Annotated in this window: 20 protein-coding genes; 6 read left to right on the forward strand and 14 right to left on the reverse strand. The window is 48.7% G+C overall.

Annotated elements, in window-relative coordinates:
- Positions 1 to 17: 17 nt before the first annotated feature.
- Positions 18 to 365 carry a general stress protein gene (locus ABK447_RS16770; protein ID WP_003155650.1) on the reverse strand — a complete coding sequence of 116 codons (348 nt, stop codon included), beginning with the start codon at positions 363 to 365 and terminating at the stop codon, positions 18 to 20.
- A gap of 190 nt (positions 366 to 555) precedes the next feature.
- Here ABK447_RS16770 and ABK447_RS16775 point away from each other — a divergent pair, with 190 nt between their 5' ends.
- Together ABK447_RS16775 and ABK447_RS16780 are read left to right on the forward strand one after the other, a co-directional pair.
- Complete coding sequence (locus ABK447_RS16775) at positions 556 to 906, forward strand: DUF3212 family protein (RefSeq protein WP_050551736.1); 351 nt, start codon at positions 556 to 558, stop codon at positions 904 to 906.
- 127 nt (positions 907 to 1,033) lie between these two features.
- Complete coding sequence (locus ABK447_RS16780; RefSeq protein WP_007408963.1) at positions 1,034 to 2,053, forward strand: NADP-dependent oxidoreductase; 1,020 nt, start codon at positions 1,034 to 1,036, stop codon at positions 2,051 to 2,053.
- A 54-nt stretch (positions 2,054 to 2,107) separates the two neighbouring features.
- On the opposite strand, the gene ABK447_RS16785 is transcribed toward ABK447_RS16780, so the two are convergent.
- Together ABK447_RS16785 and ABK447_RS16790 are read right to left on the reverse strand one after the other, a co-directional pair.
- On the reverse strand, positions 2,108 to 2,554 hold the full coding sequence (locus ABK447_RS16785; RefSeq protein WP_007408962.1) for a GNAT family N-acetyltransferase: 447 nt from the start codon (positions 2,552 to 2,554) through the stop codon (positions 2,108 to 2,110).
- 71 nt (positions 2,555 to 2,625) lie between these two features.
- On the reverse strand, positions 2,626 to 3,756 hold the full coding sequence (locus ABK447_RS16790; RefSeq protein ID WP_094031575.1) for a DEAD/DEAH box helicase: 1,131 nt from the start codon (positions 3,754 to 3,756) through the stop codon (positions 2,626 to 2,628).
- 171 nt (positions 3,757 to 3,927) lie between these two features.
- Between ABK447_RS16790 and ABK447_RS16795 the strand changes: the two genes are divergently transcribed.
- The gene (locus tag ABK447_RS16795; RefSeq protein WP_012117051.1) at positions 3,928 to 5,484 is read left to right on the forward strand and encodes an ABC-F family ATP-binding cassette domain-containing protein; all 1,557 of its coding nucleotides are present in this window, start codon (positions 3,928 to 3,930) and stop codon (positions 5,482 to 5,484) included.
- 43 nt (positions 5,485 to 5,527) lie between these two features.
- On the opposite strand, the gene ABK447_RS16800 is transcribed toward ABK447_RS16795, so the two are convergent.
- The 3 genes from ABK447_RS16800 to abc-f form a co-directional block, all read right to left on the reverse strand.
- A complete protein-coding gene (locus ABK447_RS16800; RefSeq protein WP_007408959.1) occupies positions 5,528 to 6,712 on the reverse strand; it encodes an MFS transporter in 1,185 nt (394 codons plus the stop codon).
- A 63-nt stretch (positions 6,713 to 6,775) separates the two neighbouring features.
- Complete coding sequence (locus ABK447_RS16805; RefSeq protein ID WP_003155658.1) at positions 6,776 to 7,198, reverse strand: MerR family transcriptional regulator; 423 nt, start codon at positions 7,196 to 7,198, stop codon at positions 6,776 to 6,778.
- Between the two features lie 189 nt (positions 7,199 to 7,387).
- Positions 7,388 to 9,277 (reverse strand): ribosomal protection-like ABC-F family protein, encoded by a 1,890-nt coding sequence (gene abc-f / locus ABK447_RS16810; RefSeq protein WP_349909105.1) that lies wholly within the window; start codon positions 9,275 to 9,277, stop codon positions 7,388 to 7,390.
- Between the two features lie 158 nt (positions 9,278 to 9,435).
- Between abc-f and ABK447_RS16815 the strand changes: the two genes are divergently transcribed.
- Positions 9,436 to 10,503: a glycosyltransferase family 2 protein gene (locus ABK447_RS16815; RefSeq protein ID WP_007609987.1), complete on the forward strand. Its 1,068-nt coding sequence runs from the start codon at positions 9,436 to 9,438 to the stop codon at positions 10,501 to 10,503.
- A gap of 46 nt (positions 10,504 to 10,549) precedes the next feature.
- Here ABK447_RS16815 and ABK447_RS16820 read toward each other — a convergent pair whose 3' ends face one another.
- The 3 genes from ABK447_RS16820 to ABK447_RS16830 form a co-directional block, all read right to left on the reverse strand.
- The gene (locus ABK447_RS16820) at positions 10,550 to 11,449 is read right to left on the reverse strand and encodes an SDR family oxidoreductase (protein WP_020955480.1); all 900 of its coding nucleotides are present in this window, start codon (positions 11,447 to 11,449) and stop codon (positions 10,550 to 10,552) included.
- A gap of 129 nt (positions 11,450 to 11,578) precedes the next feature.
- On the reverse strand, positions 11,579 to 12,433 hold the full coding sequence (locus ABK447_RS16825) for a methyl-accepting chemotaxis protein (RefSeq protein ID WP_007408955.1): 855 nt from the start codon (positions 12,431 to 12,433) through the stop codon (positions 11,579 to 11,581).
- Between the two features lie 15 nt (positions 12,434 to 12,448).
- Positions 12,449 to 13,906, reverse strand: coding sequence for an aldehyde dehydrogenase family protein (locus ABK447_RS16830; RefSeq protein ID WP_015417005.1), 1,458 nt, complete (start codon positions 13,904 to 13,906; stop codon positions 12,449 to 12,451).
- 245 nt (positions 13,907 to 14,151) lie between these two features.
- On the opposite strand from ABK447_RS16830, the gene ABK447_RS16835 reads away from it, so the two are divergent.
- The gene (locus ABK447_RS16835; protein ID WP_031379282.1) at positions 14,152 to 15,537 is read left to right on the forward strand and encodes an amino acid permease; all 1,386 of its coding nucleotides are present in this window, start codon (positions 14,152 to 14,154) and stop codon (positions 15,535 to 15,537) included.
- Positions 15,538 to 15,654: 117 nt separating this feature from the next.
- A complete protein-coding gene (locus ABK447_RS16840) occupies positions 15,655 to 16,884 on the forward strand; it encodes an MFS transporter (RefSeq protein ID WP_007408952.1) in 1,230 nt (409 codons plus the stop codon).
- Between the two features lie 29 nt (positions 16,885 to 16,913).
- On the opposite strand, the gene ABK447_RS16845 is transcribed toward ABK447_RS16840, so the two are convergent.
- The 5 genes from ABK447_RS16845 to rfbF are packed head-to-tail and all read right to left on the reverse strand — an operon-like array spanning position 16,914 to position 21,732.
- Complete coding sequence (locus ABK447_RS16845; RefSeq protein WP_007408951.1) at positions 16,914 to 17,852, reverse strand: putative nucleotide-diphospho-sugar transferase; 939 nt, start codon at positions 17,850 to 17,852, stop codon at positions 16,914 to 16,916.
- A gap of 15 nt (positions 17,853 to 17,867) precedes the next feature.
- On the reverse strand, positions 17,868 to 19,028 hold the full coding sequence (locus ABK447_RS16850) for a glycosyltransferase family 2 protein (RefSeq protein ID WP_059366706.1): 1,161 nt from the start codon (positions 19,026 to 19,028) through the stop codon (positions 17,868 to 17,870).
- Between the two features lie 28 nt (positions 19,029 to 19,056).
- Entirely contained in the window at positions 19,057 to 19,968 is a 912-nt protein-coding gene (locus ABK447_RS16855) for a putative nucleotide-diphospho-sugar transferase (protein ID WP_015239358.1), read from the reverse strand.
- Positions 19,969 to 19,992: 24 nt separating this feature from the next.
- The gene (locus tag ABK447_RS16860; RefSeq protein ID WP_012117042.1) at positions 19,993 to 20,961 is read right to left on the reverse strand and encodes a GDP-mannose 4,6-dehydratase; all 969 of its coding nucleotides are present in this window, start codon (positions 20,959 to 20,961) and stop codon (positions 19,993 to 19,995) included.
- A gap of 6 nt (positions 20,962 to 20,967) precedes the next feature.
- Positions 20,968 to 21,732 (reverse strand): glucose-1-phosphate cytidylyltransferase, encoded by a 765-nt coding sequence (gene rfbF, locus ABK447_RS16865; RefSeq protein WP_052827163.1) that lies wholly within the window; start codon positions 21,730 to 21,732, stop codon positions 20,968 to 20,970.
- Positions 21,733 to 21,826: the final 94 nt, after the last annotated feature.

Below are 21,826 nucleotides of genomic sequence, written 5' to 3' on the forward strand. Positions count from 1 at the left end.
CTTGGGATCTGTTCAGCTTACGCCCATGATTTTACTTTTTCGTTATCCGTGACAAACAGAAGAACTTTTCCTTCATCTAAGCGCTTTTCAAATTGTGATGCTTCCTCTTCTGAAAAGCCGATTTCGTGAATTTTGTTGCGGAGCTCGTCGCCTTTTTTATTAAACATATTGCCGACTGCGTGTTTAATGCCCGTTTCTTTCGCTCCGATGGTATTGACATCAGTATTATCGGCCAGGCGGTCCGTTCTGTCGTCATCATGAGAAAGCACATATACGTCTTCTTTTGCGACACCCAATTGCTGAAGCTCTTTTACGTCCTGCATCAGTTTTTGATCATTTGTATATTCTCTTACTACCGGTTTCATTGATAAGTCCTCCCTTTTGTTTTGTATATTGGATGTTTACCCGATCAATCAAGGATCAAACAAAAGAAAGAGAGTTCAGTGGGAAAACGGGCAGATTGTCGGTGGATATTTTCTGGCGGGACATGTTACAGTAGAAAAAGCAACTTTTATCAGAAAAATAAAAATCTTCATGAGCCGATTAAGCAGGGAGGTGGTTCCTATTCATTACTTTTCACCGGAACAGCGATTTAACGCTTGGGTTGTCAGTGATTTAGTGAAGCAGGTATTCCGCCGGCATACCCGCTGCCCGGATGGAATAAAAGAGCTTACGGCCTTTGCTGAAGATACTTTTCATATTAATATCGATTTCGTTTTCTCTATCATTATCAATATCGGTGATATCGAATCCGTTCTGCCGACAGAAATTGAAAATAGGCTGAATTCTTATCTGACCGCGCTTCAGCCCGTGATTACCGCTGACATGCTTCATTCTTCAAAAACAAATGCCTATGAATATTTGGAACATGAGAAAAACACCGATGTGTACCGGTTATTCTATTAAATATGCATATAAGGAAAGAAGGGCCCTGGCCCTTCTTTTTTTATGGCCGCTGACGGTTTGATTTTGTAATCGGGAAATGGTTCGTGTTACATTTGGAACAACCACTTATCTTGAAGGAGGATTCAGTATGCCGAATCATCAGCAGCAAATTCAATTGGCAAGACGCCCCAAAGGCGTTCCCGCCCATGACGATTTCCGCTTTGAAACGATTGCCGTGCCCGAACCGAAAGACGGCGAAGTGCTTGTGAAAACAAGTTATGTGTCCGTTGATCCGTACATGCGCGGACGGATGCAGGATACAAAATCATATGTAGAGCCGTTCGCTTTAGATGAAGCCATAACAGGCGGAGTGATTGCCGAGGTTCTGACAGACGGCGATAAGCTGAAAAAAGGAGATGTTGTGATCGGAAATCTCGCATGGCAGGAATATTCAGCCGTCAATGAGTCCGCCCTCCGCAAGTTGGATACGGATATCGCACCCGCCCAGGCGTATCTCGGCATTTTAGGGATGACCGGACTGACCGCTTACTTCGGGCTGCTCGATATCGGCCGTCCGAAAAAAGGCGAAACCGTCGTCGTTTCAGGCGCGGCGGGCGCCGTCGGCTCAACAGTCGGACAGATTGCCAAAATCAAAGGCGCGCGGGTTGTCGGCATCGCCGGATCTGATGAAAAAATCGCGTATTTGAAAGAGGAGCTTCAATTTGATGAAGCCATTAATTACAAAACGGCGGATGATATTCAAAAAGCGCTGGAACAGGCATGTCCTGACGGCGTCGATGTCTATTTTGACAATGTCGGCGGACCGATTTCAGATGCGGTGATAAACCTGCTGAATGAATTCGCCCGCATTCCGGTATGCGGAGCGATCTCATCGTACAATACCGAAAGTGAAGAAGAAGACATGGGCCCCCGCGTCCAGCCGAAACTGATCAAAACAAAAGCGCTGATGCAGGGATTCATCGTCAGTGATTATGCTGACCGCTTTTCCGAAGGTGCGAAACAATTGGCCGAATGGCTTAAGGATGGAAAGCTTCATTATGAAGAAACGATTACGGAAGGATTCAGCCATATTCCTGACGCGTTCCTCGGCCTGTTTAAAGGAGAAAACAAAGGCAAACAGATCATCAAAGTCAGTGATCTAAGTTAACATGATGATAAAAAAAAGGAGGGCTTTGTCCCCTCCTTTTCTGTTTATTTGGGATCAGCCGCGAAGAATCAAAGTAAGAAAGCCGTCTTCATCAGGCTCCGTATCTTCCAAAGTGAATCCCGCTGCTTGAAAGCAGGCTAAACTGATTTGATTGTCTTTTTCGATGTTTGCCGCCCATTCCCGCACGCTGGTAAACCCAGGGTCAGTCAGCAGTTTTTGCAACATCTGTTTTCCGTACCCTTGAAGCTGGTACAAAGGATTGACGATCAATCCGATATACGCCCGCTCCTCCACAAACTCCATAGAGACCATGCCTGCCGGACACTCCCCGTCATATGCCATAATGACAGTATCGTCTTCATCTTTATTCAATCGTGCATACCACGCGTCTAATGGCAGCATCGCATCCATTCTCCGTCTGATATTATCGTTCTTAAACCAGTGTTCAAGTATTTTCAGCTCACGTTCCTTCAATATTTGAAATCTGTCTATTGAAACCATCTTCCCGCCCCCGCCTGAACCTTTTCTATTATTTTACAACAAAAAACGAAGGGCTTCCCGCCCTCCGTTTCTTATTTCTCAGATAATTTTCCGCCTGAATAAACGGCCTCTTTCAGCGCAATTCCGAGTGATTTGGCCATTTTTTTCAATTTGGATTCTTCCATCGGCGTGACAAGGCTGAGTACGGTTCCTTCTTTACCGGCCCGCCCCGTCCGGCCTGATCTGTGAATGTACCCATCTTCATTCGGGATGTCCGCGTGAATGACGTACGGAAGATCATCGATATCTAGTCCGCGCGCCGCAATGTCAGTCGCCAGAAGCAGCGGAAATTCTCCCCGTTCAAACGCTGATAATATCTTTGCCCGCTCCATTTTTTTCGCTTCTCCGTGCAGGATGCCGAGATCCACATGGTGATAGGCGAGTTTTTCCGCATAGACGCTTAAATTTCCGATATCTCTGACGAACACGAGCGCCTGCATGCCGTTCAGCCGTGACAGCTTTTGCAATAGCTTTACTTTATCCCGCTGATCGCAGACGAGATATTGATGCGTGACGCGCGCTTTTTCCGCCGTATTCCGCTTCACTTTCAAAACGGCCGGTTCGTGTGCGATGGTATTCAGCACCTGTTCTGTTTCCGGCTGCAGCGTAGCGGAAAAGCTTAAAAGCTGTCGGTCTTTCAGCGTCGTTTTAATGATTTTTTTCATCGTTTCGCGGTGTTCCTGTGTCACGAGCTGATCCGCTTCATCAAGAACGATCGTCTTGACTTCATGCATTTTCAGCTTTTTCGCCTGAATCAATTCGAGCACCCTGCCCGGTGTGCCCGCAATGATATGCGGTTTATTTTTGAGCTTCTCCACCTGCTTTTTCACGTTTGCCCCGCCGATCAAAGACAAAGCGCGAAGATCGGAGCCTTTTTTCCAATCCTGAATCACTTGGAAAATCTGCATCACAAGCTCACGGGACGGTGCTAAAATGATCACTTGCGGATGTTTCTGTTCCGGGTTGATCCGCTCCAGAACCGGAAGCGTGTACGCCAATGTTTTTCCCGTTCCCGTCGGGGATTCGGCAATGACGTCTTTCCCGTCCATAATCACCTGAGCGGCTTTTTCCTGAATGACGGTCGGCTCCTGAAAGCCTGAGGCCTCCCAGTTTTCGGCGATAAATGGTTGTGTATGCTGTAAAAATGGCCATGTTTGGGTCATGTCGTTCTCCTCAATTCTTAAAATCTACTCCATAGTATCTCAAATGCACGCGCCAAACGCAATTTTCTTTTTCCTTCCAAGCCTTTTAACAAACGGTCTCCTCCTTTATAATCATAAATGAGAAAGACACATGATAAAAAAAGCGTGTCTGATAACGATAGAGGTGTAATGATGAGTATTTTATCCGTAAAAGATTTAAGCCACGGCTTTGGTGATCGTGCGCTTTTTAACAATGTATCGTTCCGTCTTTTAAAAGGGGAGCACGTCGGCTTAATCGGAGCAAACGGCGAAGGTAAATCAACGTTTATGAATATTATTACCGGAAAGCTTGAGCCTGATGAGGGTAAAGTTGAATGGGCGAAAAACGTGCGCGTCGGCTACCTCGATCAGCATACCGTGCTTGAAAAAGGAAAAACGATCCGCGACGTGCTGAAAGATGCGTTCCATTACTTATTTGCGATGGAAGAGGAAATGAATGAGATTTACAACAAAATGGGCGAAGCGGACCCTGATGAGCTTGAGCAGCTGCTTGAAGATGTCGGTGTCATTCAAGACGCCCTGACAAACAATGACTTCTACGTGATTGACAGCAAAGTTGAAGAAATCGCCCGCGGCCTCGGCCTGCAGGATGTCGGACTTGACCGCGACGTCACTGATTTAAGCGGCGGACAGCGGACGAAAGTGCTGCTCGCCAAACTGCTTTTGGAAAAACCGGAAATCCTTCTGTTGGACGAACCGACCAACTACCTTGATGAGCAGCATATTGAATGGCTGAAACGCTATTTGCAGGAATATGAAAATGCGTTCATCTTAATTTCTCACGACATTCCGTTTTTAAACAGCGTGATCAATTTGATTTATCATGTGGAAAATCAGGAGCTGACACGTTATGTCGGCGACTACCATCAGTTTATGGAAGTATACGAAGTGAAAAAACAGCAGCTCGAAGCCGCCTATAAAAAACAGCAGCAGGAAGTGGCTGAGCTGAAAGATTTCGTCGCCCGCAACAAAGCGCGCGTCAGCACGAGAAATATGGCGATGTCCCGCCAGAAAAAGCTTGATAAGATGGATATGATCGAACTGGCGGCCGAAAAACCGAAACCGGAATTCCATTTCAAGCCTGCGAGAACGTCAGGCAAGCTCATTTTTGAAACGAAGGACTTAGTCATCGGCTACGATACTCCGCTGTCACGCCCGCTCAATCTCAGAATGGAGCGCGGACAGAAAGTCGCCCTGTACGGCGCAAACGGCATCGGGAAGACGACGCTGTTAAAAAGCCTGCTCGGTGAAATCCAGCCGCTGGAAGGCACGGTGGAACGGGGCGAGCATCAATACACGGGCTATTTCGAGCAGGAAGTGAAAGAAACCAATAACAATACGTGCATCGAAGAAGTGTGGAGCGAATTTCCTTCCTTTACCCAGTACGAAATCCGCGCCGCCCTCGCCAAATGCGGACTGACGACCAAACACATTGAAAGCCGCGTCTCCGTTCTCAGCGGAGGAGAAAAAGCGAAGGTCAGACTGTGCAAGCTGATCAATTCAGAAACAAACCTGCTCGTGCTTGACGAACCGACAAACCACCTGGATGTCGATGCGAAAGAAGAGCTGAAACGCGCGCTGAAAGAATACAAAGGCTCCATTCTGCTGATTTCCCACGAACCCGAGTTCTACATGGATATCGCGACGGAAACATGGAATTGTGAATCTTGGACGACGAAAGTGCTGTAAACACAAAAAGGAACTCCCGCCCATGCGGAAGTTCCTTTTTTTCTTAATGTCCGGCTTTTATTCCGGCGAGATGTTTGCGTCCCATGAGAAGGACAAGCATGCCGACAAAAACGACGATCCCGCCTACTGTATATGGAGTGCTTGCGGTGAAGTGTTCTGACAGCATTCCCGCAATCCACGGAGCGAGCGCACCGCCGATAAAACGGACTGAGCTGTAGGCTGAAGACGCGATTGAACGTTCAACCGGCGCAGAACCCATCACAGCGGTTGTCATGATCGTATTCACCATACCGAGAACAGCACCGGCGACAACGATACACGTAATGATCAACGTCTGATGGTCAGTCCAGATCCCCATGACGATGAGAATGACCGCAAAGGCGATAAAGAGAACGACGAGCGAACCCACTGTTCCCAGCGCTTTGTGCACGAGCGGCGCCGTAAAGACTGACGTAATTGCCAGCAATAACCCCCAGCCGAAGAAGACGTATCCAAGGCCGTGTTCATCTAAATCCAGCACGAACGGAGAATAAGCAAGCAAAATAAAAAATCCAAAGTTGTATAAGAATGCAGATACTGCCATTGTCAAAAGGCCTTTATATTTGAGTGCCTTCATCGCATCAAACACACCGACGCGTTTCGCCGGTTTCGGCAGCTTCGGCAGCATGAGTGAAATCGCGCAAAGCGCTATGAACATAAGGACAGACACTCCGAAGAACGGAGCGCGCCATGAGATGCTGCCAAGCTCTCCGCCTGCAAGCGGCCCGACAGAAATTCCCAGTCCAAGCGCGGCCTCATACAAAATAATGGCTTTGGCGCTGCCGCCGACAGATACCCCGACAATGACGGCAAGCGCGGTTGAAATAAAGAGAGCATTCCCAAGCCCCCAGCCGCCGCGATAGCCGACAAGCTGAGCGATTGAACTTGAGCTTCCGCCGAGGGCGGCAAACACGATGATAAAAATAAGTCCGAGAAGCAGCGTCCATTTTGCGCCGATCCGGCTTGAAATCGCGCCGGAGAAAAACATCATAAAACCGGTAACGAGCAAATAACTTGTAAATAACAGAGATACTTCACTAGGTGAAGCATGTAATTGTGCGGCGATCGCCGGAAGAATCGGATCGACAAGACCGATTCCCATAAAGGAAATAACACAGGCAAACGCAACCGCCCAAACGGCTTTCGGCTGGCTGAATAAGCCTGTTTTCTGTTGTGATGATGTATCCATTTGACCAGACCTCCTGTTTCATCCATTAAAAGAAACGCTATATCCATAGCGTTTACAGCAAAATCATTCGATTGATTGAATGGCGCGGTCAGCTTTTTCTTTCATTCCGTTAAGGCGCGTTTTAAAATGCTGAAATGTGCTGATCTTCTCATCAATCATCTCAAGCTGGTGGTTCAAAGCGTGCTGAATCTCTTCCAGCTTTTCTTTCCGTTCCTTCGGATCCAGTGACAACAAGTACCCCTCTTTGTTTAATTCCAGCTGACGGCTCATCTCCATAAACTGCTGAAGCTCCTGAAGGGAAAAACCGAGCACTTCTTTTGTGCTGGTTACTTTTTCGAGCTCCTCCATATCATCTTCAGAGTAAAGCCGGACGCCGCCTTCTGTCCGTTTAGGAGCAGGAATCAAACCAATCTCCTCGTAAAAACGAATGGTTCGTTTTGTCAATCCGCTTCGCTTGGCAACTTGATCAATCTTCATCCATTCCAAGGTGAATCCCCCTCTTGTCGTATCTGTTTCTATTATACACCATTTGAACCTTAACGTAAACGTTAACTTTTTATGCTGATAAACTTTGCTTGGACAAAACGTTTGTCTTTAAAGCGCCGGGAGACATCTGTGTAAGATAAAAAAGCCGGAATGACCCGCCATCTTTCTCGGGGGCCGTACCGGCTTTTCTTAATTCTCAAGTTCTTCAATCATCAGTGACAATTCGGTCCAGCGCTCCATCGCCGCTTCAAGCTCTTCAGCCGTTTTTGCCTGTTCGGCCATCAGTTCTTGAATCTTTCCGAAATCACTTCCCGCTTCAGCGATTTCCGCTTCCAGACGCTGATGCTTTTCTTCAAGGCCGGCGATTTTGTCTTCGATGCCGCCCCATTCGATCTGATCCTTATATGAAAGCTTTTTGCGCTTTTTCTTCGGCTCTTCCTCCGCCTTTTTCTCTTCGGCCGGCTGTTTTACCGCCGTCTTCTTCGCTTTTGCGTGTTCCATGTATTCACTGTACGAACCTTGGAAACGGGAAATGACACCGTGTCCTTCAAATACGATCAGGCGGTCAATGACGCGGTCAAGGAAATAGCGGTCATGGGATACGGTGATGACGACGCCCGGGAACTGTTCGATATAATCTTCGAGCACGCTTAATGTTTCCGTGTCCAGATCATTGGTCGGCTCATCTAAAAACAGCACATTCGGTTCCTGCATCAGTACATTCAGCAAGTACAGACGGCGCTTTTCCCCGCCCGACAGCTTTCTGATATATGTCTGCTGCATCGGACGCGGGAACAGAAAACGCTCAAGCATTTGTTCCGCGGTGATGACATCGCCTTCCGCCGTTTTGACGATTTCAGCCGTCTCTTTTATATATTCAATGACTTTCATATCACCGTTCATTTCGCTGTGGTCCTGGGTGTAGTAGCCGATCCGGACCGTCTGCCCGATGGTGATACTGCCGCTGTCAGGCTGAATTCTGCCGGCGAGGCTGTTTAAAAGTGTCGTTTTCCCGATTCCGTTCGGCCCGATGATGCCGATTCGTTCCCCCGGGATGACAAGCTCATTAAACCGGCTGATCAGCGCTTGGCCGTTATAGGTAATGGCGACGTTATCGGCTTCGATCACCTGTTTTCCGAGACGGTGGGAACCGATCGCGAAATCGAGTGATCCGGAGACTGCCGGCCCTTTTTGCTCTTTGAGCGCCTCCGCTCTGTCCACTCTCGCTTTTTGTTTCGTCGAGCGCGCTTTCGCCCCTCTTCTGAGCCACGCCAATTCGCGGCGCAGGAAATTTTGACGTTTTGTTTCTTTCTGCTCCGCCAGCGCTTCCCGTTCGGCCCGTTTTTCCAGGAATACTTCATAGTTTCCTTTATACGTATAAAGGCTGCCTCTCTCAAGCTCGTAAATTCTGTTCGTCACCCTGTTCAGAAAATATCTGTCGTGCGTGACAAGCATAACGGCGCCCGGATATTGCGATAAGTAGCCTTCCAGCCATTCAATCGTTTCATTGTCCAAGTGGTTTGTCGGTTCATCCAAAATGAGCAGGTCAGCCGGCTGGATGACGTTTTTCGCAATCGCGACGCGCTTTCTCTGGCCGCCGGACAGCTCGCTGACATCCTTCATCAGATCGGTGACGCCAAGTTTGGTTAAAACCGTTTTGGCTAACGTATTCGCCTCCCACGCATCATTCGCGTCCATTCGGGCCTGCGCATCAAGCAGCTGTTTCTGGCGCTGGTCATTTTCCGGTTCTTCATTCAGCGCCTGAAGCGCTTTTTCGTATTCTCTCATCGTTCTCATGACGGCTGATCCGCCGGAATAAATATGCTCAAGTACGGTTTGTCCGGCCGGAAGCTCAGGGTCCTGATGCAAAAACTCAATATGCACGCTTCCTGAAGCCGTAATCTCGCCTTCCTCCGTTGATTCAAGGCCGGAAATGGTTTTCAGAAGCGTAGACTTCCCCGTTCCGTTCGGGCCGATTAAACCGATTCTTTCATTCTCTTCAATATGAAAGGAGATATGGTCGAATAATGTCTTATCTCCGTATGTTTTATAAAGGTTTTCCGCTTTTATGATGCTCATGGTCCCTATCAATCCTCACGTAAGTTCATGTGTTCATTTTAAATCAGGCGCTGGAATAAAACTAGTAAAAGGACAGACAAATTTCTTGGAAGAGATCATTTTGTCCGAAGAATGTTTCCGCCTCTCCTTTTATACACTGGAGGGGAAGAGGTGATGACATGATCAGCGTCAGTTTGTGCGTTATCGTGAAAAATGAAGAGGAAGTGCTTGCGGGCTGTCTTGATTCCGTTAAAGACATTGCGGATGAAATTGTGATTGCTGATACGGGCTCGACCGACCGGACGAAAGAAATCGCGGCCCGTTATACGGATAAGATTTATGATTTTGAATGGATCGATCACTTTGCGGCCGCCCGTAACTTTGTGTTTTCGAAAGCAGAAATGGATTATATTCTGTGGCTGGACGCCGACGATATATTGACGGAAAAGGACCGTGAAAAGCTGATTGAACTGAAGGCGTCGCTTTCAAAAGAGGTGGACGCGGTATCCATGTATTATCACGTCGGCTTTGATGCTCGGGGAGAGGTCAGCTTCAGATACCGCCGCAACCGACTCGTCAAGCGTGAAAAAGGGTTCCGCTGGATCGGAGCCGTGCATGAGTATCTTGAAGTATACGGAAACATCATAGAAACCGATATTGCCGTCACACACCGGAAATCCGAGAAAAAGCACTCGCCTCCCTCAGACCGCAACTTGAAGATTTATGAGAAAATGGCGGAAAACAGTGAAACGATGACACCGCGCGATTTGTTTTACTTCGCGAATGAATTAAAGGATCACGGCCAGTATCAGCGCGCCATCACGTATTATCACCATTTTCTTTCCACAAAACAGTGCTGGATCGAAGACGAGATCAGAACGTGCCAATATCTATCCGATTGCTACAGGGCGGTCGGCCATGAAGAGGCCGCCATGACGTCTCTCTTAAAATCATTTCTGATCGATTGTCCGCGTCCGGAGTTCTGCTGCAGGCTCGGCGACTATTTTGCGGAGAAACGGCAATACCGGCAGGGCGTGTTTTGGTATGAACTCGCCCTATCCGCCAAAAGCAGTGATGCAGGCTTTACCCAGCTCGAATATTCCACCTGGTATCCCCATCTGCAGCTCTGCGTCTGCCACTGGCAGCTCGGCGACAGAGAAAAAGCGAAGATTCATAACGACAAAGCCGCCTCCTATCATCCGTCACATCCGAGTGTCCTGTATAATCAAAACGTGCTCGGCACATAACATCGAAAAAAAGAGCTGCCCCGTATGAAGGGCAGCTCCTTATTGATTACGCTGTCGGAATTCCTCCGCTTACACTGTAAATTTGGGATGTCACATAACTCGATTCTTCTGAGGCCAAAAAGACATAAATCCCTGCTAGCTCCGCCGGCTGTCCGGCGCGCTTTAATGGAACGGCCGGTGTTTCCTTACCGAATTTCGGAATGTTTTCACCGGGCTGTCCTCCCGAAATCTGCAGAGGCGTCCAGATCGGCCCCGGCGCTACCGAGTTGACTCTGATTCCTTTATTCGCCAGCTGTTTTCCTAAGCCGACGGTAAAACCGATAATGGCATGTTTCGTCGCGGCATAATCCAACAGCATCGGGCTTGGATTATACCCTTCTACGGACGTTGTCGTGATAATAGACGCGCCTTCCGGCAGATACGGAAGCGCGGCTTTGACGAGCCAATACAGCGAGAATACGTTGACTTCAAATGTTTGATAGATTTGTTCTGTAGTAAGATCGCTGATATCATCCACTGCCTGCTGTTTGCCGGCGACAAGAGCGAGCGTGTCAAGACCGCCAAGCTCTTGATACGCTTTTTCCGCCAATTCTCCGCTAAACGCTTCATCGCTTAAATCTCCCGGCAGCAGAACGGCTTTTCTTCCCTCTTTTTCAATTAACGCTTTCACTTCTTCAGCATCCGGCTGTTCCTCAGGCAGATAGTTAATCGCCACATCCGCCCCTTCCCGGGCATAAGCAATCGCGGCGGCCCGGCCGATACCTGAATCGCCGCCGGTGACGAGGGCTTTTCTTCCCTTCAGCTTGCCGGCTCCTTTATAGCTTGTTTCACCGCAATCCGGCACAGGCTTCATCTCTTTCTGCAAACCGGGCGGTTCTTGATATTGTTTTGGAAATTCATCATGATCATATTTCGTCAGCGGGTTGTGCAGATTTGCATCAGACATACAAGACTCTCCTTTATCATGGGTGATGTATTCGTATGTGTACCCCTTTAGCATGACGGATCAAACGTGTAAGTGCAGTTTCCGATTGATAAAAGGAAAACAAAAAAGGAGCCCGTAAGCTCCCTTTTTTTATGACTCTCCGAGTACGTTTTCAGCCATTTTCGCTAAATGCTGGGCGCTTCCCGAAATTTCCTGCATCGTGGCAGAAATTTGTTCAACCGCCGCCGCTTGGCCGTTTGTGTTCTGGTTGATGGATTCAATAGAGTCCTCCAGCCCTTTCAGCAGGCTGTGGATTTTTTTCGTAATCTGGTCAATTTGGCCGACGTTGTCTTTTGAATGAGTGGCAAGCTTGCGGATCTCATCCGCCACCACGGAAAAGCCCTTGCCGGATTCTCCTGCTCTCGCGGCTTCAATGGCCGCATTCAAACCGAGCAGATTGCTTTGATCCGAGATGCCCTTGACAGTGACGGAAATGTCGGCGATTTCTCCCGCGCTTTCACTGACTTGTTTCGCCTGAGCGGAAATTCCGGTCATCTGTGCTGAGAAACCGCTGATGGATTCTGAGATATCCGCGATGGCCGAAGCGGTCTGTTCCACGACGGCGGACAGGCTTTCAGCGACATCATGAAGCTTGGCTGATTTTTCAAGGCTCGTGCCGAGACCGACGCCGCCGATGACTTTTCCGTTTTCATCGTGAAGCGGAATCGCTCTGGCGATCAGCGGAAATCCGAAGAGCTCTTTCGGCACCATGCTTGTCTTCTTCTGATTCATGCGGATCGCGTCTGTAATGATGTCCCCTTTTTGCAGCGGGTCTCCCGGCTTTACATTAAGAGAAAACGTTTTAGCCGGAATATTCACGATTAATTTTTCTGTATCATAAATTCCGATGGTGATGTCATCTTGGATCAGGCTGTTTAAAAAAGGCGCAACTTTGACAAATGCGTCAAGCAGGCTGTGCGTTTGCTGCTCCGTCTGTATACTCATTTCTTTCACTCCTTCTTAATATGGGAATTGCCGTTTTTCATGCTGAACCGAAATCCATTTCAGCGTGGTGAATTCTTCAAGGCTCCATTCGCCGTTCAGCCTGCCGAGACCTGATTGCTTCTCACCGCCGAACGCGACGTTCGGTTCATCATTAATGGTCGTATCGTTGACGTGAATCATGCCGGTTTCGATCCGCTTAGCAAACTCAACGCCGCGCTCAACGTTTGCCGTATGCACGGCTCCGCTTAAACCGAACGGTGTCGCGTTTGCGATGCTTACCGCTTCATCCTCCGTTTCAAACGGCATGATGCAGACGGCCGGTCCGAACAGCTCCTCCTTCGCAATGTTCATCTCAGGTTTCACATCTTTTAAAATGACGGGCTCAGCGACCGTTCCGCTGAATCGGCCGGACAGCACCGGAACCGCTCCCTCTTCTATCGCTTTTTCGACAGACCGTCTCAGACCTTCCGCCTGTCTCTCATTGATTAAAGGACCGATAACCGTATCAGGGTCCATCGGATCGCCGACTTTCAGCGATGACACTTTCGCTTCGTAAAGCTCTGTAAATTTGTCATATACAGATGTGTGAACGAGCACGCGGTTCGCCGACATGCAGATCTGGCCTTGATGCGTAAACCGGCTGAATACGGCCGCATTGACGGCGTATTCAAGATCAGCATCCTCAAGCACGATCAGCGCGCTGTTTCCGCCAAGCTCCAACAGCGGTTTTTTAAAGTGTTTGACCGCAAGCTGTCCGATATAGCTGCCCACTCCGGTTGAGCCTGTAAATGAGATTATCCGCGGGACGGGATGCTCAACAAAGCTGTCGCCGATCTCCCCGATATCCGTCACGATAACATTCAGCAGCCCGTCCGGTACGCCGGCCGCTTCAAAAATTTTCGCGATAAGCGTTCCGCCGCAGATCGGTGTTTCTTCATGAGGCTTCAGCACGACGCCGTTCCCCGCGCCGAGTGCCGGCGCAACAGATTTCATCGAAAGGAAAAACGGGAAATTAAACGGGCTGATCACCCCCACGACTCCGGCGGGTATTCTGTACAGTCTGTTTTCTTTTCCGTCAATCGTGGACGGGAGAATTTTCCCTTCCATCCGCACCGGAAATGTTGCGGCTTCTTTTATCATATTTTTGACAAGTCCGATTTCAAACTCAGCCTTCAGCCGTGTTCCGCCAAGCTCCTCCATGATTAAGTAAATAATCGCTTCTTCGTGCTCTTCAATGAAAGAAACGGCTTTTTCCAAAATGGCCCGCTTTTTAAAAGGGTTTACTTTGTCCCATTCTTGTTTCGCAAGAGCCGCGGCGCGATATGCCGCATCCACATCATCAGACGTCGCTTTTTGGAATGAGGTGATGACTTTTTGAGTATAAGGATTTCTGTTTTCCAATACGTTCCGGCTGCTCCCATCCCTCCATCGGCCGCCGATAAACTGCTTATTTAGTTCTTCATATTGAAACATGTAAAACATCTCCCTTTCACCGAAACTTGAAATTAGTTGATGAGTCATCTTTTGTATCGGTCTTAAGGTGAGAAAATTGAACTATTTCACAATAAAATTCCCGTTCCTTCCGTGCATCGACGCTTTTTAGCTTTGTCCTTTTAAAGTGGAAAATTCTTTAATTGACTGCGAGAAATTTCGACAATATAATACAAACGTCAGTGTATATAATGATAAGAATATTATGAATTTTCAGGAGGACTCATATGTCTTTACTATTTCGGAAAAAGCCGCTGGCCGACTTAAAGGCTCAGAGCAAACAGACCAGTCTGTCCCGCTCGTTAAGCGCTTTTGACTTGGTTTTGCTCGGAATCGGCTGTGTTGTCGGCACGGGGATTTTTGTGATTACCGGGACTGTGGCCGCGACAGGCGCAGGACCGGCTTTGATTCTGTCGTTTGTGCTCGCGGGCCTTGCCTGCGCGCTCGCCGCGTTTTGTTATGCGGAATTTTCTTCATCCATTCCGATTTCAGGCAGCGTATATACGTATTCATATGTCACTCTCGGGGAGTGTCTCGCGTTTTTAATCGGATGGGACTTAATGCTTGAATATGTCATCGCGCTCGCCGCCGTCGCAACCGGCTGGTCATCCTATTTCCAGTCGCTTCTTGCGGGCTTCGGGCTGCATCTTCCGGAGGCGCTGACCGCCGCACCCGGCAGCAAAACGGGTGCCGTGTTCAACCTGCCGGCCGTTATCATTATTTTGGTCATTACCGCGATTGTTTCAAGGGGCGTGAAAGAAAGCACCCGCTTTAACAATGTCATTGTATTGATGAAAATTGCGATCATTCTGCTGTTTATCATCGTCGGTTTCGGCTACGTGAAACCGGAAAACTGGTCGCCGTTTATGCCGTTCGGAATGAAAGGCGTCATCACGAGCGCCGCGACCGTTTTCTTCGCGTATCTCGGATTTGATGCCGTATCAAACGCGTCGGAAGAAGTGAAAAACCCGCAGAAATCAATGCCGGTCGGAATCATCGGCGCGCTCGCCATCTGCACCGTCCTTTACATTACGGTATCGCTCGTCCTGACGGGAATGCTTTCGTACACTAAGCTGAATGTCGGAGATCCGGTATCTTTCGCGCTCCAATTTGTCGGCCAGAACAAGATAGCAGGCATTATTTCCGTCGGCGCGATTATCGGGATTACAACGGTCATGCTCGCTCTGCTTTACGCTCAGGTGCGCCTTACATTTGCGATGAGCAGAGACGGCCTTTTGCCCCGCATGTTTTCCAAGGTTCACCCGCGTTTTAAAACACCGTTTCAAAACACATGGGTGACGGGGATCGCTGCCGCCGGGATCGCGGGTTTTATTGATTTGGGAACCTTGGCGCATCTCGTCAACATGGGAACCTTGGCGGCCTTTACGGTCATTGCGATCGCCGTCATCGTTTTAAGAAAGAAACATCCGGAGATCAAATCTTCCTTCCGTGTTCCTTTCGTGCCTTTTGTGCCGATCATCAGCGCATGCTTATGCCTGTATCTCGCAAGCAGCCTGCCGGGCGTGACATGGCTCGCCTTTGTCATCTGGATCGCCGCCGGGATCGTCGTTTATATGATGTATTCGAGAAAACACAGTTTGTTAAATAAATAAAAAGGGAGGCTCTTTTTTCTGTTTGAGAAAGAAGAGCCTTTTTTGCACTTGATAATTCATTCACCTTATGAATAATATGGTGTATGCTTCGTTTACATAAAAAGGAGGAGAATCACTTTGGCAATTGCCGCCCCGCTTAAAGAAAAACCTGTCCATCGTCCCGAGACAACCATGTATTCTATTTTGTTCATTATCGGGATCTGTCATTTGCTGAACGATTCACTGCAAGCGGTGATTCCGGCGATGTTTCCGATATTGGAACGTTCCATGAATCTTACGTTTACGCAGCTCGGAATTATCGCCTTTACGCTGAATATGGTGTCTTCCGTGATGCAGCCCGTCATCGGCTGGTATACGGATAAACGCCCGATGCCGTATGCTTTGCCGCTCGGACTCACCGCAAGCATGCTCGGCATTTTAGGTCTCGCGTTCGCCCCGTCTTTTCTGACGATTTTATGCTGTGTCTTTTTTATCGGCCTTGGCTCCGCCGTCTTTCATCCTGAAGGATCGCGTGTCGCCTACATGGCCGCCGGCGAAAAGCGCGGGTTGGCGCAATCGATTTACCAAGTCGGAGGGAATACCGGCCAGGCGATGGCGCCCTTGATTACCGCGCTGATTCTCGTTCCGCTTGGTCAATTCGGCTCTGTCTGGTTTACGCTAGTCGCCGCAATCGCTGTGCTGTTTCTCATCTATATCGCCAAATGGTATAAAGGCCGCCTTATTCATTTGCGCGCCGTAAGTAAAAAATCACCGGCCTCCGCTGTGCAGACCGTGATTACAAAACCGATTATTCTCGCCCTTATCATGATTATCTTCTTAATTTTCGCGCGCTCCTGGTATGTGAGCGCGATCGGCAACTTTTATACGTTCTATGCGATGAATGCCTATCATGTCAGCATTCAGCAGGCACAGAGCTACATCTTCGTCTTTTTATTTTTCGGAGCTGTCGGAACGTTTCTCGGCGGGCCGCTTGCAGACCGTTTCGGAAAGCGGAACGTCATCATTGTTTCGATGATAGCATCGGCTCCCTTGACGATTTTCCTTCCGTTTGCGGGGCCTGTCATCGCCTATGGCGTACTGGCGCTGATCGGCGTTGTTCTGATGTCCAGCTTCTCCGTGACGGTTGTCTACGCGCAGGAGCTTGTTCCAGGCAAAATCGGAACGATGTCAGGGCTTACAGTCGGGCTCGCCTTCGGAATGGGCGCGATCGGAGCCGTTGCGCTCGGAGCTCTTATTGATTCAGCGGGATTGACGCCGACCATGACAGCCGTCGCCTTTCTGCCCGTTTTAGGTCTGCTCGCCTTTGTCCTGCCGAGCGACAAAACATTAAAAGAATGGCATTCATAAAAATAATCCCTGCCTTTTCGGCAGGGATTTTATGTTTCAACCGTATAAAAATGAGTATCAGGAACCGCATATTTCGGAATAAACCCGTCTCTGAAATCAGGAAACGCTTTTTGAATTTCATCAATCCATTTTTTTACGTTTTTGATGTACGGCACGTAAATCATATTGACTGTCGCCTCGTCATCAATGTGATAGTACCAGCACAGATTGAATTCGTTCTCCGTGACGAGCGTAAAGCCTGAAAAATGATAAAAAATCAGCGGGGTGTCATTGACATATACAGCCCCGCCGCGCAGGCTGACGTCATATTGCTCAATATTCCACAGCGCCGCATTCGCGCCGATCGACTCCGTGACATGAACGTCTTCAAACTGCGCGGGCCACTTTTCAACATACCTTTGATCACCGTATGTCTTTTTTTCTTCATTCATCTCCACCGTACAATAAGAGATGCAATCCTGCCTCCACTGCCAGACCGCCCGATACGCTTCCCCGGTATTCCGCGCGCCGACAAACCCGGTGTTGTACTGCCCTGTCAGCTTGTAATAAGACGCAAACCGTTCTGAATTGCGGTGGTCCGTCAGAAAAAGGGAAGCATCCGGCTTTTCCGCAAACAGCTCGCCCGCATCTGAGAAGAAAAAGAGATCGGTGTCCAAGTGGGCAAAATATTCGGCTTCATCATACTCCGTCATCACATGGAACAGAAATGCCGGCTTCAGCGTCCAGCAATATTCATGAAACGTCCGGCCGCCCTTTGCTTCAAGCAGCTCCGGGTCCTCCATTTCATGGAGCTGAACCGCCGTGATATGTTCCCACGGCACCTGCTGAAGCAGTTCGTACGCTTTCTGATCGACACACAGCACATACAGATGAAAATCCCGGCAATGCTCATGGAGAGAATGAATCATCGGCATCAGTTTAAAGATATGCGTTCTGGAAACAATGGTTGAAAAATGATATTTACTCACCATATCACATCCAATTTATTTAAGATCCACATGCAGTAAATCAGCAGCCAGCGCTTTGAACGCCCTTGCAAAGTGCGTGACGCCCAGCTTTTTTTCTGCTTTTGCCAAAAGCTTTCCGACCTCCGGCAGATTGAAGCTGTTCGCCGTGATCCGCGGGCTTTTCGTCTTCCAGTCCGGGTCGAGGTTGCGGTCTTTAACCGCGTGCAGCAGCTCGAGAAAAATGTGCAGCAGGCTTTCATATTTCTCATAATTAAGCAGCACTTCGATGTCTGCCATCATGCTGTTGGTTAACTCCGCGTCAAACGGGCCGTTAAACGCGAGGTGCACGTCAAGCGAATGAATGTCATTATACTTGTCGCACATGTACGCGATATTCGCCCTGATGTCATCAACGGAAGCGCAGTTGCTCGGATGCTCCTGATGGACGCTCATGATATCGCGCCGCAGCTGAAATCTCATTCCCGACTGATGAAGCCTGATGCCGAGATCATAATCTTCAAAGCCGTATCTGACAATGCCTTCATCAAACAGGCCGAGATCTGCCACGTGCTGTCGCTTGACTGACGAATTGTTCGTAATGAAAAAACGCCACGGCAGACGGTAGCCGTTCAAATCATCTCCGTATTTTTCCAAAATGCTTTTCAGCACCCGGATAAAGTCGGTATCTAAATCAAAGCATTGGTCAAGAAAACTTCCGTCTCTGATATCACTTTCATGAAGGAGCGGCTCTTTATCGCCCGGCAGCTCTTCATACAGTTCGGCGAGTTTCTCTTTATGCTCTTTTTCAAAACGGTCATAATAAAAGCTGTAAATCCGCTTCCAGAACATACCGCATACGACAAGATCGTCCCGGTTCTCATGAGCCTTGATATGCTTCGCCACCAAATCCTTTTCGGCAAGCATATCGCTGTCATGGAAGATCAAAATATCGCCTCTGGCATTGCGGACCGCCTGATTCCGGCCGTAAGCGATCCCTCTGTTTTCTTTAATTCTCACAAAAATCAGCGGAAAATTCGCGCTGAATGATTCAAGCATGGATAAGGTTCCGTCTTCCGAACCGTTGTCAGCCACAATCACTTCGAACGGCTCTGTGCATTCCTGTTCATTCAGGGACAGCAGGCTGTTATAAAGCCGCTCCTTGGAATTATATGCGGGAACAATGACGCTTGCCTTCACTTTTCGTTCACTTCCTGTATATGATCATTTATTTGTTATCATCCTCAGATGCAAAGCCGCTGAACTCCGGGCAGACGGCGCTGACCGTCCCGATCACCCGCTTCAGAATGTCCTGATAAAGCTGATGGACAAACGGCAGGTCGGTCCGGTCCGTCTCATGAATCTGCCGAATGTCGCCGGCTGTAACGATCCGGTATCCGCTGAAATGATAGAAAATCAGCGGACTTCCGTCTTCGAGCACAAGACGCCCGTCCTTCCATGAAAACGTGTGGCGGCCGTAATTCCAATGGCCGATATTCACGCCGGGCGTGGTGATGTCACACACATTCGGGAACAGGCCGGACATGTAATCCAAGTAGCCTTGATCTCCGAATTTTCCTTCGCCCGGCGCATTTTTGCATTCTTCCAGGCAGCGTTCTTTCCACCATCTGAGACAATCTGTGCCGGCACTGTCGGTTTTGAAGCTGAGAAAACCGGAATTATACCGGCCTAAAAGACGCTGCAGCATGTCGATTTCCTGTTTTTCAAATGAGGGAATGACGATATCGCCCCGTGACAGAAGCACCGAACAATCCGGCTGATTGTCAAAAATCGCGCGCGGATCAGCGAAGAAAAACAAATCGGCATCAATGTACGTGACACGCTCTAATTCCGGATGTCCGTCCAGCACGAATTCGAGAAATACCGGCTTCACCGTCCAGCAGTATTCGCTCTGATCCCTCGTCCGCTTCAGTTCAAGGAGCTCCTCATTTTCCAGTGCGGACACCTGAATCAAGGTGACATTATCCTGCCGCATTGCCTGAAGCACGTCATAGGTGTCTTGATCCATACACAAAGTAAAAATGGGGGCGTCCGCCTGAACCGCTTTCAATGAGCCGAACAAAGCGATAGCCTGATACAGCCTTCCTTTTGATAAAACTGTGCAATATGCGCTTGTCACGTCTTTCTCTCACCTCTGTTTCTGTTACTTTTGAAAAAAGGCTTTATACCATTCGATCGTTTTTTCCAATCCTTCATCAATGGTATGTGCGGGCGTCCAATTCAGAAGCTTCCTCGCCTTTTCCGCCGATAAATATTGGTGCTTGATTTCATGGCTTCCCTGGTTGAGCACTTTCGGCTTGAGGTCACTGTCCATGGCCTTAAGAATTTTTTCTACAAGCTCCAGCACCGTCAGCTGAATCTCATTGCTGAAGTTGAACGCTTCTCCCGCAAGATTGAGCTCCTCCATCTTTTCCGCCAGCAAAAGGTATGCCTCGACCGCATCCTCGATGTAAAAATAATCACGGATAAATGTGCCGTCGCTGCGGATTTCCGGCGCTTCACCGTTCAGCACGAGCTGAATCGTCTGCGGAATAATCCGGTTGAAGTTCAAATCTCCGCCGCCGTACAAGTTGCCGCAGCGCGTAATACAGACCGGAAGTCCGTACGTATTAAAATATGTGTGGCTTAACAAATCGGCACAGCTTTTTGATACGTCATACGGATGTTTGCCTTGAAGAGGCATGTTTTCATCGTACGGCAGTGTCGGCTGGTCGCCGTACGCTTTATCACTGGACGCGACGATCACCCGCTTGATGAGCGGATGCCTGCGGCACGCTTCAAGGATGTTCCATGTGCCGAGAATATTGGCTTCAAATGTGGAAATCGGATTGCGGTTTGCGACGCCGACGATCGCCTGAGCGGCTAAATGAAAGACCGTGTCAATTTCATATTCGCCCAGCGCCCGCTCAATCACATCCAGATCTTCAAGCGCGCCCTGCACGATATTCATTTGCTTCACTTGTTCTCCCTGATACAGGTTCGACTTGGGCACAGTGTCACGGACAAGTCCCGTCACATTGGCCCCCTGATCGATCAGTTCCTTCACCAAGCAGCTTCCTAAAAGACCTGTACATCCCGTCACAAACACATTTTTATTTTTCCAGAAACTCAAACTTGATCACCATACCTTCCATACATGTTGTCCCCGGTCCCACATCTTGTTGATTTCCAGCAGGTTTTTATACGTATCGATCGCCGTCCAGAAACCGTAATGCCGGTATACCGCCAATTCGCCGTCTTTCGCCAGCTCCTTCAGCGGTTCTTCTTCAAACATGACATCCCTGTCTTTCGGCAGATAATCAAATACCTTCGGGCTGAGCACGAAAAATCCGCCGTTGATGATGCCGTCACTTGAGGTTTTTTCAGAAAAGCTTTTCGCCATACCGTCTTCAACCGTCAGCGTTCCGAATTGCGAGGTCTTTTCTATACCGGTGACGGTCGCCGCAGCCCCTTTTGATTGATGATAGCTGATCAGATGAAACAGGTTGATGTTGGCCAGTCCGTCCCCGTACGTCATAAGAAAGGTTTCATCACCGATGATGTCCTTCGCCTGTAAAAGCCGCCCCGCTGTCTGCGTGTGTTCCCCCGTGTCTAAAAAAGTGATTTTCCACGGCTCGGATTTTCCCAATATCCGCACTTCTCCGGTAGAGCTGTCCAGCGTCATGCTGTGATTCTTCCAGTCATAATCTAAGAAATATTCCTTAATCATCTCTCCTTTGAAACCAAGAAGCAGGATAAATTCGTTCACGCCATAGTATTGATAGAGTTTCATAATATGCCATAGAATCGGTTTGCCGCCTATCATGGCGAGCGGTTTGGGACGTTCATTGGTGATTTCGCTCATTCTCGTTCCTTTTCCGCCGCAGAGAATGACTGCTTTCATCTCTACCCCTCTTCTCTGTGAATATTGGATTCGAAACCGCCCGTATAAGAGAAACCAACCCGATAATTTGTCCGATTCTCTATTACCGGTTTCA

The organism is Bacillus sp. hwrm1, assembly GCF_040207805.1.
GTDB classification, from domain to species: Bacteria; Bacillota; Bacilli; order Bacillales; family Bacillaceae; genus Bacillus; species Bacillus velezensis.